Source organism: Micromonospora sp. NPDC048835, assembly GCF_040649995.1.
Lineage (GTDB): Bacteria > Actinomycetota > Actinomycetes > Mycobacteriales > Micromonosporaceae > Micromonospora.
This window is the reverse complement of the sequence record NZ_JBEZGM010000004.1, coordinates 1-16,537: the sequence shown is the minus strand read 5'-3', so window position 1 is coordinate 16,537 and position 16,537 is coordinate 1. Positions and strand designations below refer to the sequence as shown.

Here is a 16,537-nt window from a genome sequence, read left to right as displayed (position 1 = left end):
TTTCGACGTGGTGCACGCCGTCGCTGGGCACGGCGAACGTCGCGGTGGGATTCGTCGTCAAACCCAGCGCCGGTGGCCGGGCGCGGGGAAGAATGGTGGGCCGGGGAGGGGTGCTGCGACGAACCGGGGGAGCGGTCGTGCTCGGAACCAGCCTCCTTGGCCGCCTTCGCCGACGTGACCCGGGCGACGCCATCCTGCGACGGGCCGCACGACTGACGCTCGTCGCGTCGCTGGTCTTCTACGGCTGCCGGTACGGCGCGGGCAGCCCGACGCTCGCCACGTACGGGTTGTTCGGCACGATCGCCGCCGGGTCGTTCGCGCAGCTCCCCGGCCCGGCGCCGCAACGGGCGCGGATCCTGGTGCTGTCGCTGCCGGCGGTGTGGGCGCTGATCGCGGCGGGCTCGCTCCTGGCCTGGAGCACCTGGGCCGCCGCTGCCGGGATGCTCGTCGTCGGGTTCGTGGTGGCGTTCGCCGGGGTCGGCAACCCGCGCCTGGTGGGGTTGGCGAGCGCATTCCAGCTCTTCTACATCCTGGCGTCGTTCCCGCCGTACCAGCCGGGCACCCTGCCGGAACGACTCGGTGGGGTCACGCTCGCCATCGTGCTGCTCGCCGCGGCGGAGGTGCTGCTCTGGCCCGACCCGGTGCCGGTCTCCTACCGGCAGCGCCTCGCCGAGGCGGCGGACGGCGTCGCCGCCTTCCTCGACGCCGCCGCCGAGAGGTTGACCGACCCGCCCGCCGCCGAGAGGTTGACCGGCCCGCCCGCCGCCGAGAGGTCGACCGACCCGCCGCGGGAGCGGGCGTACGACGTGGTGGCGGCTATCGAGCTGGCCCGCACCCCGCCCACCTGGGCGCCTACTGCGGCGAGCGCTCAGGACCGGGCGTTGCGGATCTGCGCGGCCGCGCTGCGGGAGGTGCTCGCCGAGGCGGACCGGCTGGTGGCGGACGCCCCGTCGGCGCCGATCCCGGGCCTGGCGGCGGCGCGTCTGCTGCGCGCCTGCGCGGACACGACCCGCGACGCCGGCCGGAGCCTGTCACCGGGTGCGCCGGCGGTGGACCCCGCCGACCTGGACGTGGCCGTCGGCCGGGCCGAGGCGGCGTACCCCGTGGCAGCGGGCACCGGGCACGGCGCACCTGACGTACCCCGGCTTTGTCGGGACGCGACCGCGCTGGCCCTGGCGGGCCAGGCGCGGGTCTTCGCGGTGGGTTGCCGGGTGGCAACCGGGGCACCCCTCGACGGCGAGGACACCACATCGGGCCTGTTCGAGTACGCCCGCCGCAGCCCGTGGACGCTGTACTGGAGACAGTTCCGCACGCATCTGGCCCCGCGCTCGGCCCACCTGCACAGCTCGCTCCGGCTGGCCGTGGCGCTCGCCGTCGCCCGGGTGGCCGCCGGAGTGTTGCAGCTGACCCACGGCTTCTGGGTGCTGCTGGCCACCCTCACCGTCCTGCGTACCTCGGCCGCCGACACCCGCACCGCGCTGCGGCCGGCCGTGCTGGGCACGATCGTGGGCGCGGTGGTCAGCGGCGGGGTGATGCTCGTCGTCGACGCGCCGATCGTGTACGCCATCGTCCTGCCGATCACGCTGCTGCTGGCCTTCGGCGTTGGCCGGCTGCTCGGTCCGCTGTGGCAGCAGGCGCTGTTCACCCTGCTGCTGACTGTCGTCTTCGCCCAGCTCAGCCCGGCCGGGTGGCGGCTCGCCGAGGTCCGCGTCGTCGACGTCCTGCTCGGCACGGTGGTCGGTGTGCTGGCCGGCGTGGCGATGTGGCCGCGCGGAGCGGGCCACGACCTGCGGCACAACGCCGTCAGGTACCTGGCGGCCAACGCCGACGCGGTCGACCAGACGGTCGCGGCGGTGCTCGGTGAAGCTCCGCCACCCGAGGCCGCCCTCGGCCGGGTGCGGTGGCGGATGGCCCTGGTCGACTCGTCGTACGGCCAGTACCACTCGGAGCGGCACGATCCACGCCGTCAGCGGGTGAACTGGGACGCCGTCCTGAGCGCCGGACACCACGTCGTGCCCGGGGCCCAGGCGCTGCTGCGGCGCAACCCGCCCGGCTGCCTCGCCGGTTGGCCGGAGGCGGCGGCGTTGCTGCGGGACGCCACCGGGCGTCTGCGCTCGGCGTACGACGCCCTCGGTGACGAGGTCGCCCACGGCCGGACGTCCGAGTCGACGCCGGTCTCGACCACCTGCGTCGACCAGCTCGACCGGATCCGACCCCTCCTGGCGGGGGCCGACCCCCGGGCGGTCCGGCACGTGGTGGAGGTCGACAGGTGGCTCGCCGGCCTCGCCGACAGTCTCGCTCGCGCACGTCCGCCCGGTGCGGACGACCCGGTCGGGCGTCGCGGCGAGCCGTGACGCCGGCGGCGCCCGCCGCCCTGCCCGGCGTGGTGCTGGTGAGCGCCGCCGGACAGGCCGCCGATCGCCGATTGGCCGTGCTCGTCGCACGCCGTTCGGCCTAACGTCGACCGCATGGAGATCGAGCAGGCGCAGAAGCTGTGGCAGCCGGAGCCGGGCTGGTTGAACACCGCCAGCTACGGGTTGCCGCCGGAGCCCGGGTGGGCGGCGGTGCAGGAGGCCCTCGCCGCCTGGCGGGTCGGTCGTACGTCGTGGGAGGGCTGGGGCGAGTCGACGCACCGGGCGCGGGTCGCGTTCGCCGACCTCATCGGCGTGCCGGCCGGCGACGTGACGGTCGGCGCAGCCGTGTCTCAGCTCCTCGCACCGGTCGCGGCGGCGCTGCCGGCCGGTGCCACGGTGGTGGTCCCCGACGTCGAGTTCACCTCGAACCTCTTCCCCTGGCTGGTGCAGGAGGAGCGGGGCGTCACGGTTCGCACGGTGCCGCTGGCGTCTCTTGTCGACGCCATCGACGCCGACACCGACCTGGTCGCGTTCAGCCTGGTGCAGTCGGCCGACGGGGCGGTCGCGGCGTACGACGAGATCGTGGCCGCGGCCCGCGCGTACGACGCGCTGGTGGTGGTGGACGCGACCCAGGCGTGCGGCTGGCTGCCGTTCGACGGCGGCCTGGCCGACGTGGTGGCGGTGGGCGGTTACAAGTGGCTGATGAACCCGCGCGGGACGGGGTACGCCTATCTGGCCCCCGCGTTTCGCGAGCGGCTGCGCCCCGACGCCGCCGGCTGGTACGCGGGCGGCGACCCGCACGCCTCCTACTACGGGCCGCCGCTGCGTCTGGCCGACGACGCCCGCCGGTTCGACATCTCACCGGCCTGGTTCAGCTGGGTCGGGGCGGCGCCCGCCCTGGAGGTGGTCGCCGAGATCGGCGTGTCGGCGATCGGGGCGCACAACGTGGCGCTGGCCAACCGGTTCCTGACCGGGCTGGGCCGGCCACCGGGGGAGAGCGCCATCGTGAGCGTGGACGTGCCCGACGCGGAGCAGCGCCTCGCGGCTGCCGGCATTCGGGCGGCGGTGCGCGCCGGGCGGGTCCGGGCCTCCTTCCACGTCTACTCCACCGAGGCGGACGTGGACGCCGCGCTGACGGCGTTGGCCGGCTGAGCTTGGCGTCGGGGCGGCCGGGCGGCCGGCCGCCCCCGGTGGTAGCGGACCTGGCGGCTCAGGCCAGGTGGCCGCCGATCTTCGTGTAGCCGCGCAGCAGGTCCCGCGAGATGATCAGCCGCTGCATCTCGTCGGTGCCCTCGAAGATCCGGTAGAGCCGGACCTGCCGGTACCAGCGTTCGATCGGCAGCTCCCGGGTGTAGCCCATGCCGCCGTGGATCTGGAGCACCCGGTCGACCACCCGGTTGACCATGCCGGCGCCGTAGAGCTTGCCCATCGACGAGGCGTGCCGGGGGTCCAGGCCCGCGTCGACGGTCCACGCCGAGCGCAGCACCAGCCAACGGGCCGCCTCCAACTCCGTCTCGGAGTCGGCGATCATCCACTGGATAGCCTGGTTGGTGCCGATCTTCGCGCCGAAGGTCTCCCGGGTGTTGGCGTACTCGATGGCCATCTGCAACACCCGCTCGGCGATGCCGATGGCGTGCGACGGGATGGTGTAGCGCCCCTTGCCGATCCACTCCATGCCGAGGGTGAAGCCCTGCCCGATCTCGCCGAGGATGTTGCGGTGCGGCACGCGTACGCCGTCGAAGATGAGCGACGCGGGCCCGCCCTCGCCCATCGTCTGGATGAACTCGGAGCGCCAGCCCATCGACCGGTCCACCAGGAACGCGGTGGCGCCGCCGTTGCGTGCGCCCTTTTCCCGGTCGGTCACCGCGACCACGATGGCGAAGTCGGCGTCGTGACCGCCGGTGATGAAGGTCTTCTCGCCGTCGAGGATCCAGTCGTCGCCGTCGCGTCGGGCGGAGAGCCGGATGTTCGCCGCGTCCGATCCGGCGCCCGGTTCGGTGATCGCGAAGCAGGAGCGTCGCTCGCCCTCGATGGTCGGGATGAGGAACTCCCGCTTCTGTTCCTCGGTGGCGTGGAACAGGATGTTGTCCGCCTCGCCGCCGAAGCGGAACGGCACGAACGTGCGGCCCAGCTCGGTCCAGATCAACGACTGGAGTACGGCCGGCAGGTTCATCCCGCCGTACTCCTCCGGGGTGGCCAGGCCCCAGAAGCCGAACTTGCGCGCCTTGAGTTGCAGTTCGCGTACCTCGGAGTGGTCGAGGCCCGGTTGGTGCGCCCGTTCGCGGCGGAGCACCTCGGCTTCCAGGGGCATCACCTCGCGGGTGATGAACGCGCGCACGGTGTCTCGGACGGCGCGTTCCTCGTCGGACAGTGCGAAGTCCACGGTTCCCCCTCGGTCGGCGTGGCGGTGCGCCGCTGCGGGCCGCAGCGGTCATCCCTAAACTAGCGGTGTAAGTTTTCATTCGTCCAGACCCCTCGTGCCGACACCTGCCCGCACACGCCCCCCGATAGGGTGCGTGAACAGGTGGTTCCCACGGGTAGGGACACCGCACACCGAGGAGGTCCGACGTGCCCCGACCTCGACGGCCGCTGCTCACCCGTGACCGGATCGTCGAGACGGCACTCGCGCTCATCGACGCCGACGGGCTCGGCGCGCTCTCCACCCGCCGACTCGCCGCCGCGCTCGGCGTGCAGGGTCCCTCGCTCTACAACCACTTCGCCACCAAGGACGAGATCCTCGACGCGGTCGCCGACACGGTCACCGGCGCCGTCGACACCGGCGGCTTCGCCAGCCGGGACTGGGCCTCCGCCCTGCGGGACTGGGCCTGGTCGTACCGGCGGGCGCTCACCGCGCACCCGAACGTCGTGCCGTACCTGGCCCAGGGGCCGGGCCGTCGACCGGCCGCCCTCGCGATGGCCGACGCGGTCTACGGCGGTCTGGTCCGGGCCGGTTGGCCGCCGGCCCGCGCCACCCACATCGGCGCGGCGCTGCGCTACTTCGTGGCCGGGTCGGCGCTCGGTTCGTTCGCCCGTGGTTTTGTCGAGGACCCGGAGCTGTACGCGGCGCACTACCCGCACCTGCGTCAGGCGCACCGGCTCGCCGAGCACCAGCAGAGTGTGGACGAGGGTGCCTTCGCCCTCGGCCTGGACGCCCTGCTGCACGGTCTGGCCGCCGAGTACGCCCGCACCGTCGACCCGGTGGAGTCCAACGGGTAGCGTCCAAACTCCCAGCGCTAGTTTCATCGCCCGTCGCGACCCCCTCGCCCACCCCCGAAGGGACGACATGGACCTCGCCGCCCCGCCGTCGCAGTTGCCCGACTCCCTGCGCCTCCGGCGCCACCTGCACGTCGGTGGGGAGTGGACGTCTCCCGCCGGCGCCGATCTGATCGACGTGGAGAACCCGAGCACCGGGGAGCCGGTCGGGCAGGTGCCGGCCGGCACCCCGGCCGACGTGGATGGCGCTGTGGCCGCCGCCCGCGCCGCGTTTCCCGCCTGGTCGACCGCCACCCCCGCCGAGCGCTCCGCGCACCTCGACCGACTGCGCGCGGCGCTCACCACCCGCGCCGACGACCTCGCCCACACCATCGCGGTGGAGCTGGGCTCGCCGCTCAAGTTCGCCACCCGGGTGCAGGTCGGGCTCCCGTTGACGGTGCTGGCCGACCACGTCGCGCTCGCCGCCCGAGCGCCGGTCGAGGAGAGCATCGGCAACTCGCTCGTGGTCCGCGAGCCGGTCGGTGTGGTCGGTGCGATCACCCCGTGGAACTATCCGCTGCACCAGGTGATGGCGAAGCTCGCACCCGCCCTGGCCGCCGGCTGCACGGTGGTGCTCAAGCCCAGCGAACTGACCCCGTTGACCGCGTACCTGCTCTTCGACGCGGTCACCGAAGCCGGCCTGCCGCCGGGGGTGCTCAACCTGGTCCCCGGCACCGGCCCGGTGGTCGGCGAGGCCCTGGCCGGGCACCCCGACGTCGACCTGGTCTCGTTCACCGGCTCCACCGCCACCGGCTCGCGGATCATGCGGCTCGCCGCCGACCGGATCGCCCGGGTCGCGCTGGAGCTGGGCGGCAAGTCCGCGAACGTGGTCCTCCCCGACGCCGACCTGGCCACCGCCGTGAAGGTGGGTGTCGGCAACGCCCTGCTCAACTCCGGGCAGACCTGCACCGCGTGGACCAGGATGCTCGTGCACCGCGACCGGTACGACGAAGCCCTCGACCTGATCGCCACGGCGGTGGCCGGCTACCGACTCGGCGATCCGTTCGACCCGGCGACCCGGCTCGGCCCGCTGGTCTCCGCCGCCCAGGCCGAGCGGGTACGCGGCCACATCGAGCGGGCCCTCGCCGACGGCGCCCGGCTGGTCGCCGGCGGGCCCGACGCCCCGGTGCCGACCCCGGGGCACTTCGTCGCCCCGACCGTCTTCGCCGATGTGCGCCCCGACAGCGCGCTCGCCCAGGAGGAGGTCTTCGGCCCGGTGCTCGCCGTCATCCCGTTCGCCGACACCGACGAGGCGGTCGCCATCGCCAACAACTCGAAGTACGGGCTGGCCGGCGCGGTCTGGTCCGCCGACACCGACGCGGCGCTCGCGGTGGCCCGGCGGCTGCGCACCGGCGCCGTCGACATCAACGGTGCCCCGTTCAACCCGCTCGCCCCGTTCGGCGGTTACAAGCAGTCCGGCCTGGGCCGGGAGTTGGGCGTGCACGGGCTGGCCGAGTTCTGCGAGCTGAAGGCGATCCAGCGATGACCGCCGCCGAGCTGCCCCCGGCCGCGCCGCGCGGTGGCACCGAGCCGGCGTCCGCGCCGGTCGTCGTCCGCGCGCTCGTCGCGCGCGGGTCCGGTGCCGAGCTGCGGGTCGAGCGGGTACGCCTGCCCGCGCCCGGCCCCGGCGAGGTGCGGGTGACGATCACGGCGGCAGGTGTCTGCCACTCCGACCTGTCCATGGTCAACGGCACCATCGCCGCGAGGTTCCCGCTGGTGCTCGGGCACGAGGCGACCGGAGTGGTGGCCGAGACCGGGCCGGGCAGCCGGCTGACGGTCGGCACGCCGGTGGTGCTCAACTGGGCGCCGGCCTGTCGGGCCTGCTGGTGGTGCCGGCGCGGCGAGCCGTGGCTCTGCGCCGACACCACCGCCCCGACCGTGCCGCGCGGCGAGACCGACGACGGGGAGCCGCTGCACCTGACCCTCGGCCTCGGCGCGCTCGCCGAGGCGGTGGTGGTACCCGAGCGGGCCGTCATCCCGATCCCCGCCGGGCTGCCGCCCGAGCAGGCCGCACTGCTCGGCTGTGCGGTGCTCACCGGAATCGGCGCGGTCCGCAACACCGCGGGGGTGGCGCCCGGTGAGTCGGTCGCGGTCGTCGGGCTCGGTGGGGTCGGGCTCGCCGTGCTGAGCGCGGCCCGCCGGGCCGGTGCCACGACGGTCCTGGCCATCGACGTCGCGGAGGCGAAACGGGACCTGGCGCTCGCCGCCGGGGCGACCGACTTCCTGCTCTCGGACGACCGGCTCTCCAAGGAGGTACGCGCGCGCACCGAGGGCCGCGGCGTCGACCATGCCTTCGAGTGTGTCGGTCGGGCCGCCACCATCCGCGCCGCATGGCGGCTCACCCGTCGTGGGGGAGCGGTGACCGTGGTCGGCATGGGCGCGAAGGACGACATGGTCAGCCTCGGCGCGCTGGACATCTTCCACTCCGCGCGCACCCTGCGCTCCTCGGTGTACGGCTCGTCCGACCCGGACCGGGAGGTGCCGGTGCTGGCCACCGAACTCGCCGACCGCGCACTGGACCTGCGGGTGCTGGTCAGCGGAGTGGTTCCGTTGGACGAGGCGCCCGCGGCGTTCGACCGGCTGGCGCGGGGCGAGGGAGCCCGCTGGGTGGTCACCCTGAACTGACGCCGATCACAGCCGGGCTTTCAGCACGTCTACCTCGCAGCCCGGTGCCCACGGGTCGAAGCCGTGCCCGGCGAGCCAGCGGATCGCCAGCAGGCTTCGCAGGGACCACCAGGCGCGGATCACGTCCGGGTCGACGTCGGCGCGGTAGCCGGCCAGGACGTCGTCGAGGCGCTCCTCATGGCCGAGCGTCAGGATGGCGAGGTCGAAGTGGGCGTCGCCCTGGCACGCCTCGGACCAGTCGAGCACACCGGTTATCTCGTCACCGTCGACGAAGACGTGGGTGAGCTGCAGGTCGCCGTGCGTGAACACCGGAGTCCACGGCCGCAGCGCCGCCTCGGCGACCTGGCGGTTGCGCGTGACCAGATCGCTGGGAAGGATGCCGCTGGCGACGAGCTGCCCGCACTCGGCGTCGAGCTGCGATGCCAACTCGTCGCGGCTGCGACCGGGCCACGGTGGTAGTGGCGCGTCGTGCAGCGTCCGAACGGCGGCGCCCGCCGCGGCCCAGGCCGCCGACGAGGCGGTCGACGGCTCGCCGAGACGGCCCAGTGCCGTCCCGGGCAGGGCGGCGAGCGCGAGCACGGGCGGCTTGTGCCAGAGGATCTCGGGCGTCGGGACCGGCGCCAGCGCCATCGCGGCGACCTCGACGTCGGTGCGGCCCGGATGGGCGTCGACCTTCAGGAACACGTCGCCGACGCGCAGGGTCGTGCGTTCCTTGTGGGCGACGACGACCTCGACCTCCGGCACAACGGCCATTGTCGCGACGCGACCATCGACGTGCCAGCGATTTGTCGCGGCGACTGGCGTGGTTGGCCAGGGGCCCCGGATCGACCCGGGAGGGGCCAATCCTGGGCACCCTGGCGACGAGAGCCGGGCGGCCGGTCAGAAGGGTGGGGCGTCCTCGCCCATCAGCGCCAGCACGACGCCACCCTTGCCGCTCTTGAGGCCCTGGACCACGACCTTGCCGGTGCTGCCGTCGGGCAGCTCCAGGGTGAAGGCCTTTCCGACCGCGTTCTTGGGGCCGTTTCCGGCGCTGTTGGCGGGTCGGAAGTCGCCTGCCCAGGGCGGAATCCCGCCTCTACGGGCCGGCTCGGCGAAGAGCGCGGCAGTGCCGGGGGTCCTGGTGCCGTCTGAGGAAAGGAGGACTGAGGCGCTGCGAAAGGTAGCCATATACGTAGAGGCTAACCCGGACAACGCCGTTCGCGGCACCACAGTTGCCGGTGGCGGCGATTCGGTCGACCGTTTCCTCCCGGATTCTGGCGGGCGGTCGCCGACGAGCGGAAGCGCAGGTACCACCGCATCGCCGACCGTGGTCTGGCCGAACTACGCCGGCAGTGGGACCCATGGCGGGCTGGCCCGCCCGCCATGGGTCCGTCGGCCTCGGGTCACTTGCCGGTGACGATGCCCGGGTTGATGCAGAGCCCCGGGTTGGCACCGTTCTTCTCCGCGATCTCCAGGCAGCGGGTCACCTTGTCGACCTTGGCGTTGGTCTCGGTGATCTGCTTGGAGATCTCGGCGTTCTTGCGGTCCTGCTCCAGGTTGCGGGTCTGGGCCAGCTTGTCCTGGAACGCCTTGATGTTGCCCTCGGTCTTGTCGTCGTGGTTCACCCTGGTGATGGTCACCGACAGGATGTCCACGTCGGTGGCGAGGCGGCTGTCCGCACTGGTCTTGATGTTCGCGGCGAACGGCTTCAGGTCGACGTTGAGGTCACCGGTCCGGGCGTCGATCTTCTCCAGCGGGTTGTACGCGGCGAAGGCGTCGTTGACCGCGCTGTCGAGCTGCACGCCCACCCGCTGACCCCGGAAGCTGTCGAAGTCGCCCTTGTAGTCCATGAACTGCTTCGGCGCGTTCTCCGGCTTGACCTGCCACTCGACGAGCACCTCGACGCAGGCGTCGGCGAGGGTGCCGGTGCGTACCCGTACGCAGTTGTTGCCGCCGATGTGGTCGTACTTCTGTCGGCCCGCGTCCCACTCACCGACCTTCTGCCAGGGCGCCACCCACTTCAGGCCCGAGCCGGTCACCTTGCCGGTGGGCTTGCCGAAGCTGGTCACGATGCCGACCGAGCGGATGGGCACCGAGTGGGCGCTGGAGGCGACGCCGACCACCAGGGTCAGGGCGAGCAAGCCGAGCGCCGCCAGGGCGGCGGTCCGCTTCACCGGGCGGGCGGGGGCGACCAGGGCGACGACGGCGCTGACCGCCAGGGCGACGGCGAAGACGATCGCCATGGTGAAGCCGACGGGCATGGGGTGGGACCTTTCGCTGAGCTGTGTGGATCATCAACGTAGAGGGTGCGGTCAAGGTGCTGAAACTTTCCCGACGGCGCATCCGCCGCGCGCCCTCCGAGCGAACCCCGGGTAGAGAACGTCTACCCGGGGGTGCGTCTGGTGCTTACCGATCCGATGCCGGCGGAGGCCGTGGAGATCGCGCACAAGCAGGTCTTGCTGGCGGCCGAGGACCTGGACGCCAACGGCGTCGCCTCGGTGCTGCTGGAGTGCGCCGAGGCGTGGGGCGTGCCGGCGCTCTGGGAGCAGGTCTGCCGTCCGCTGCTGGCCGGGTCGTCGGGGCGGACCCCGGCCGAGGTCGTCGTCGAACACGCCCTGTTCGAGGGCGTCCGGGTCGGGTTGGACGCGTACCGCCGGGAGCCGGGTCGGCCGTTGCCCACCGGCGGGGTGCTGCTGGCCGGCGCCGAGAAGGAGGCGCACAGCCTGGGCCTGCTCGCGCTCGCCGCCGCGCTGCGCGAGCAGGGGCGCGGCTGTCTGAACCTCGGCCCCGCGCTGCCCTGGTCCGCCCTCACCAGCGCGGTGTACCGGGCGCGTCCGCACACCGTCGTGCTCTGGTCGCAGACGCCGCTGACCGGCCGCGCGTACCGCCTGGTGCGGTTCGCCCGGGACTTCCCGCTCCTTCGGGTGTACGGCGCGGGGCCGGGCTGGATCGAGCCGTTCGGCCGTCCGGCGGTCCGGCTCGGCACGCTGTCGGACGCCGTCGACGCATGTCTGACGACCGTGTCCCGGCGTGATGCCCACCACATACGATACGGATCGGTGCCGTATCGTTAATACGCGTCGTACGCTGACCCACGTTACGAGTCTGACCCGTATCGTATTTCGTCGCGGGTGACAAGCGTGGGGGGAAAGCACGGCATGGAGCTGCACAACAACACCGGACACCCGAGGCGGTGGGCGATCCTGGGGGTGCTGGTGATCAGCCTCCTCGTGGTCGTCCTCGACAACACGATCCTCAACGTGGCCCTGCGCACCCTGGCCGACCCGGTGCACGGCCTCGGCGCCAGCCAGGGCGAGCTGGAGTGGTCCATCAACTCCTACACGCTCGTCTTCGCCGGGCTGCTGTTCACCTTCGGGGTGCTCGGTGACCGCGCCGGCCGCAAGCGCTTCCTGATGGTCGGCCTGCTGCTGTTCGGCCTGGCGTCGCTGCTCTCCGCGTACGCCCAGAGCCCCGGACAGCTCATCGCGGCCCGCGCCCTGATGGGGGTCGGCGGCGCGGCCATCATGCCGGTCACGCTCTCGATCATCTCGAACGTCTTCGACCCGCGTGAGCGTGGTCGGGCCATCGGTGTCTGGGCCGGCGCGGTCGGTCTCGCCGTGGCCATCGGCCCGATCCTCGGCGGCGCGCTGCTGGAGCACTTCTGGTGGGGCTCGGTCTTCCTGATCAACGTGCCGGTGGTCGTCGCCGGTGTGGTCCTGGTGGCGCTGCTGGTCCCCGAGTCGCGGGACCCGCGGCCCGGCCGGATCGACGTGCTCGGCGTGCTGCTCTCCGTGGTCGGCCTGGTCGCCCTCTCCTACGGCATCATCGACGGCGGCGAGCACGGCTTCGACCGCCCGCTGGCCTGGGGCTCGATCCTGGTGGGCGTCGCGGTGCTGGCCTGGTTCGTCCAGCACGAGCGGCGCAGCGACTACCCGTCGCTCGACGTCCGGCTGTTCAAGGTGCCCCGCTTCGCCGCGCCGGTCGCCATCGTCGGCCTGGTCTTCTTCGCCGCGATGGGCTCGATGTTCTTCGGCTCGTTCTACCTGCAACTCGTGCGCGACTACAGCCCGCTGCAGACCGGCCTGCTCTTCCTGCCCTTCGCCGGTGCCCAACTGGTCTTCGCGCCGCGCAGCGCCGCGATGGTCCGCCGCTACGGCGGGAAGGTCGTCGCCGCCGTCGGGTTGGGTCTGACCGTGGTGTCCCTCGCCGCCTTCGTCTTCATCGGCGCCTCCACCCCGATCTGGATCGTGCTGCTGGTCTTCCTCATCCAGGGCGCCGGGATGGCCAACATCATGCCGCCGGCCACCGAGTCGATCATGTCGGCGCTGCCCCGGGAGAAGGCAGGTGTCGGCTCCGCGGTCAGCAACACCATCCGCCAGGTGGCCGGCGCGCTCGGCGTGGCGGTCCTCGGCTCGGTGCTCTCCGCGGTCTACCGCAGCGACATCGGCGACGCGCTCACCGGCCTGCCCACGCAGGCCAGGGACGCGGCGAACGAGTCGATCTCCGGCGCGTACGCGGCGGCGGGTCAGCTCGGCCCGGCGGCTCCGGGGCTCATCTCGGCGGCCAACGACGCCTTCGTCACCGCCATGCACTGGGCGGCCGGGCTCTCCGCGGTGATCGCCGCGCTCGGGATGATCGTGGTGCTGCGCTGGATGCCGGGCAAGGAGGACACCAGCGTCGCCCCGGCGGCGCCGGTCGCCGAGCCTGAACTGGCCGGCACGGCGTAGGTTCGGCGAGAATGGCGGACATGACGTCCACTGCCGATGCTCCGCGGTCGCCCGGGCGACCGCGGAGCATCCGCGCCGACGAGGCGATCATCGAGGCCACCCTCGACCTGCTCGCCGAGGGCAGCACCATCGAGGCGCTCTCGATCGAGGCGATCGCCGCCCGAGCCGGGGTCGGCAAGGCCACCATCTACCGTCGCTGGGCCGGCAAGGACGCGTTGCTGCTCGACGCGTTGCGGCGGCTCAAGGGCGTGATGGCCCAGCCGGCGGGCCACTCCGTCCGCGACGACCTGGTGCTACTGGTCGGTGCGATCGGCAAGAACGTCGACCCGCGAGCTGCCAAGATCATGCCCTGCCTGGCGCCCGCCGTGAACCGCAGCGCGGACCAGTTCCAGCTCTACCAGAACATCATCTCGCCCCGGCGACAGCTGATGCGCGAGGTGCTGCGGCGCGGCATCGACGAGGGGGTGCTCCGCGCCGACATCGACGTCGAGGTGACGATGGCGCTGCTCACCGGGCCGATGCTGATCCAGCGGGTGCTCCAGTGGAACCCTGACCTGGACGAGCAGAGCCTGCCCGACCGGGTCGTCGACGCCGTGCTGGAGGGCATCCGGGCCCGCTGACGTCGGGGCTGCCCGGCCGGCGTCGGTCCGCCGGCCGGCGTCGGTCAGCCGGCCGGCGCTGGTCCGTCGGCTGGCGTCGGTCAGCCGGCTGGCGCGCGTAGGCGGTGCAGGCGCAGTGCGAGCTGCACCTCGAGCGCCCGCTCGGGCCGCTGCCAGTCGACGCCGAGCAGTTGCCCGACCCGCTCCAACCGCTGGGTCACCGTGTTGACGTGCACGTGCAGCTGCTCGGCGGCCCGGGCCAGGCTGCCACCCACCCCGAAGTACGCCTCAAGCGTCTTCACCAGCGCCGTACCGCGCCGGGCGTCGTAGTCGAGCACCGGCCCGACAGTGGCACCGAGGAAGTCGGTCACGTCCTTCTCGCCCCGGTCGCCGACAGTGCCCAGCAACAGCCCGACGAAGCCCAACTCCACCGTGCTCGCCCCCTGCCCGGAGCGGCCCAGCGCGCCAAGCGCCGTCAGGCACCTGTCCGCCTCCTGGAAGGTCGCCGCCAGCGCCGACGGCGTGTTCGACGGGCCGCTCGCCCCGGCGGTCACCGGTCGACCGGTCACCCGGGACAGGTCCCGCGCCACCGCCCGTGCACTGCCACCCGCGTCCAACCCCGGCAGCATCAGCACCACCCGGCCGTCGCGCGCCGCGGCCAGCCCGCCACGCGCCGAGGCGTACGTGGTGGCCCAGGACAGCACCCGCTGCCGCGCCGAGCCGGTCGCGGCGATCGCGTCGTCGCCCACCGCCACCAGCACGTGCGGCGCGTCCAGGTCCACGCCGAGGCGGCGGGCCCGGCTGCGCAGCGCGTCGGTGTCGCGCAGCGGACGGGCGATCAGGTCGTCCAGCAGCTCGCCGCGCACCCGCCCCTCCGCCTCAGCGACCGTCCGGCGGAACAACAGCAACAGCGCGGTCACCAACGCGGCCCGCTCCAGGATGCGCTGGTCGGCGTCGACCAACTCGTCGTCCGGGCGCAGCACCAGGGCACCCAGGTTCTCCGCGCCGGCCACCACCGCCGCGTACCAGAGCGGACCCCTGCGTACGCTGCGCCCCTCGGTCCGGGACGCGGCCACCGCCTCGACGATGTCCGCCCGGTCCGGCTCCTCGATCTCACCCACCCGGGCCAGCAGGCGCCCCTCGGCGTCAAGCGCCAGCAGCGCCCCACCCAGCACCTCGGTCACCGCCGCCGCCACGTCCTCCACCCCGCCGCCGCGCAGCACCAGCGCGGTCATCCGGTCGTGCGCCGCCGCGGCCCGCTCCACCGAGCTGCTGTGTGCCCGGATGGTGGTGTTCGCCGCCGACAACTCCGCCAACGCCGAACGGGTCTCGGTCAGCAGCCGGGCGGTGTCGATCGCCACCGCGGCGTGCGCCGCGAGCGAGACCAGCAGCGCCACCTCCTCGCGGACGAACGGGCGGGCCGAACGGTTGGCCGCGTACAGCACCCCGATCGACGTCGAGCCGAGCCGCAACGGCACCCCGAGGATCGCGACGAGGCCCTCCTCGCCCACGCCGGCGTCGATCTCGCCGGTGTGGTGGAACCGCGCGTCCTCGCCGTAGTTGGCGGTGACGTACGGGGCGCCGGACTGGGCCACCAGACCACCGAGGCCGGCGCCCATCGGCAGGCGCAGCCGCTGGAAACGGGCCGAGACGGACCCGTCGGTCACCCGCATGTAGGTGTCGCCGCGTTCGTCGTCGTTGAGCGTCATGTAGGCCACGTCCGCGCCGAGCAGGTGGCGGGCCCGGTGCACGATCGCCCGCAGGACGTCGTCGAGGTCGCGCAGCCCGGCCAGGTCGCTGACCGTGTCGTACAGGCCGGACAGCTCGCTCTCCCGGCGGCGGCGCCGCTCCAGCAGCGCCCGGACCCGCAACGCCACCGACTTGGCCTGCTCCAGCTCGGCCAGCCGGTCCGGTGGCAGCCCGGCGGCCCGCGCGGCCACCAGCGGCCCCTCGAACTCGACCGGCGCGGCCTCTCGGGCGAGCAGCTCCAGGAACTCCACCGGCGATGACATGGTCGACATTGTGCTCAGCCCCACTAGTTGGCCGTCCAGCCCCCGTCGAGGGCGATCGACGCGCCGGTGATGAACGCCGCCGGCGGCGAACAGAGGTACGCCAACAGCTCCGCCACCTCCTCCGGCTCGATCAGCCGCTTGACCGCGGCCCGAGCCAGCATGATCTTCTCGATCACCTCGGCCTCGTCGATGCCGTGGCTGGCCGCCTGGTCGGCGATCTGGCTCTCCACGAGCGCGGTGCGCACGTACGCCGGATTGATGCAGTTGGCGGTGACCCCGTGCGCGGCGCCCTCCAGCGCGACCACCTTCGACAGCCCCTCCAGGGCGTGCTTGGCCGAGACGTAGGCCGCCTTGTACGGCGAGGCCCGCAACCCGTGCACCGAGGAGATGTTGACGATCCGCCCCCAGCCCCGCGCGTACATGTGCGGCAGCGCCCGGCGGATCAGCAGGAACGGCGCCTCCACCATCACCCGCTGGATGTACTCGAAGCGCTCGACGGGAAAGTCCTGCAACGGCGCGACGTGCTGGAGCCCGGCGTTGTTCACCACGATGTCCACATCCACGTCGAGCGAGTCCACCGCCGCGGCGTCGGACAGGTCGACGCCCTCGGCCCGGCCCCCGACCTCCGCGGCCACCGCCTTGGCCGCCTCCAGGTTGCGGTCCACCACGATCACCGTGGCACCGGCCGCGCCCAACCGCAGAGCACACGCCCGCCCGATGCCGCCGCCGCCCCCGGTGACCAGGGCGGTCCGACCGGAGAGGTCGACCTGCACAACGTGGGGGACCGCCACGGGTTCTGCCGTCATGGCGCAAGAAGTTACGAGCTGTGTGGTCCCCGGCACATGGGCCAGCGACACATACTCCGCACCAAAGCTGTGTGGCCCGCCCGCCCCCGCCACCCACACACTCCCGCCCCGCGCCGCCCCGCGCCGCCCCGCGCCGCCCCGCGCCGCCCCGCGCCGCCCCGCGCCGCCCCGCGCCGCGCGCCC

At 73.2% G+C, this 16,537-nt stretch carries 14 protein-coding genes; 8 read left to right on the top strand and 6 right to left on the bottom strand.

What is annotated here, in order from left to right:
• Positions 1-137: 137 nt before the first annotated feature.
• Positions 138-2,354, top strand: a complete 2,217-nt coding sequence (locus AB0C15_RS06620; protein WP_357349384.1) for an FUSC family protein — start codon at positions 138-140, stop codon at positions 2,352-2,354.
• Positions 2,355-2,468: 114 nt separating this feature from the next.
• Positions 2,469-3,506 carry an aminotransferase class V-fold PLP-dependent enzyme gene (locus AB0C15_RS06615; protein ID WP_357349382.1) on the top strand — a complete coding sequence of 346 codons (1,038 nt, stop codon included), beginning with the start codon at positions 2,469-2,471 and terminating at the stop codon, positions 3,504-3,506.
• A 58-nt stretch (positions 3,507-3,564) separates the two neighbouring features.
• Here AB0C15_RS06615 and AB0C15_RS06610 read toward each other — a convergent pair whose 3' ends face one another.
• Positions 3,565-4,737 carry an acyl-CoA dehydrogenase family protein gene (locus AB0C15_RS06610; protein WP_196922268.1) on the bottom strand — a complete coding sequence of 391 codons (1,173 nt, stop codon included), beginning with the start codon at positions 4,735-4,737 and terminating at the stop codon, positions 3,565-3,567.
• Positions 4,738-4,922: 185 nt separating this feature from the next.
• On the opposite strand from AB0C15_RS06610, the gene AB0C15_RS06605 reads away from it, so the two are divergent.
• The 3 genes from AB0C15_RS06605 (at position 4,923) to AB0C15_RS06595 (ending at position 8,231) form a co-directional block, all read left to right on the top strand.
• On the top strand, positions 4,923-5,570 hold the full coding sequence (locus AB0C15_RS06605) for a TetR/AcrR family transcriptional regulator C-terminal domain-containing protein (RefSeq protein ID WP_357349379.1): 648 nt from the start codon (positions 4,923-4,925) through the stop codon (positions 5,568-5,570).
• A 67-nt stretch (positions 5,571-5,637) separates the two neighbouring features.
• Positions 5,638-7,092, top strand: a complete 1,455-nt coding sequence (locus tag AB0C15_RS06600) for an aldehyde dehydrogenase family protein (protein WP_357349377.1) — start codon at positions 5,638-5,640, stop codon at positions 7,090-7,092.
• Positions 7,089-8,231 (top strand): zinc-binding dehydrogenase, encoded by a 1,143-nt coding sequence (locus AB0C15_RS06595; RefSeq protein WP_357349375.1) that lies wholly within the window; start codon positions 7,089-7,091, stop codon positions 8,229-8,231. The genes AB0C15_RS06600 and AB0C15_RS06595 overlap by 4 nt, the downstream gene beginning before the upstream one ends.
• 6 nt (positions 8,232-8,237) lie before the next feature.
• Here AB0C15_RS06595 and AB0C15_RS06590 read toward each other — a convergent pair whose 3' ends face one another.
• The 3 genes from AB0C15_RS06590 to AB0C15_RS06580 all read right to left on the bottom strand — a co-directional run bounded on the left by AB0C15_RS06590 (position 8,238) and on the right by AB0C15_RS06580 (position 10,471).
• Complete coding sequence (locus tag AB0C15_RS06590) at positions 8,238-8,984, bottom strand: aminoglycoside phosphotransferase family protein (protein WP_357349373.1); 747 nt, start codon at positions 8,982-8,984, stop codon at positions 8,238-8,240.
• 126 nt (positions 8,985-9,110) lie between these two features.
• Positions 9,111-9,398, bottom strand: coding sequence for a hypothetical protein (locus AB0C15_RS06585; protein ID WP_357349372.1), 288 nt, complete (start codon positions 9,396-9,398; stop codon positions 9,111-9,113).
• A gap of 215 nt (positions 9,399-9,613) precedes the next feature.
• Positions 9,614-10,471, bottom strand: coding sequence for an SPFH domain-containing protein (locus AB0C15_RS06580; RefSeq protein WP_357349370.1), 858 nt, complete (start codon positions 10,469-10,471; stop codon positions 9,614-9,616).
• 141 nt (positions 10,472-10,612) lie between these two features.
• On the opposite strand from AB0C15_RS06580, the gene AB0C15_RS06575 reads away from it, so the two are divergent.
• From AB0C15_RS06575 to AB0C15_RS06565, 3 genes are all read left to right on the top strand, one after another.
• Positions 10,613-11,284: a transcriptional regulator gene (locus AB0C15_RS06575; protein ID WP_357349368.1), complete on the top strand. Its 672-nt coding sequence runs from the start codon at positions 10,613-10,615 to the stop codon at positions 11,282-11,284.
• Between the two features lie 84 nt (positions 11,285-11,368).
• The gene (locus AB0C15_RS06570; protein WP_357349870.1) at positions 11,369-12,937 is read left to right on the top strand and encodes an MFS transporter; all 1,569 of its coding nucleotides are present in this window, start codon (positions 11,369-11,371) and stop codon (positions 12,935-12,937) included.
• An 11-nt stretch (positions 12,938-12,948) separates the two neighbouring features.
• Positions 12,949-13,557 (top strand): TetR/AcrR family transcriptional regulator, encoded by a 609-nt coding sequence (locus tag AB0C15_RS06565; RefSeq protein ID WP_357349365.1) that lies wholly within the window; start codon positions 12,949-12,951, stop codon positions 13,555-13,557.
• Positions 13,558-13,637: 80 nt separating this feature from the next.
• Here AB0C15_RS06565 and AB0C15_RS06560 read toward each other — a convergent pair whose 3' ends face one another.
• Complete coding sequence (locus AB0C15_RS06560) at positions 13,638-15,557, bottom strand: helix-turn-helix domain-containing protein (protein WP_357349363.1); 1,920 nt, start codon at positions 15,555-15,557, stop codon at positions 13,638-13,640.
• Between the two features lie 14 nt (positions 15,558-15,571).
• Complete coding sequence (locus AB0C15_RS06555; protein WP_357349361.1) at positions 15,572-16,354, bottom strand: 3-hydroxybutyrate dehydrogenase; 783 nt, start codon at positions 16,352-16,354, stop codon at positions 15,572-15,574.
• Positions 16,355-16,537 lie beyond the last annotated feature (183 nt).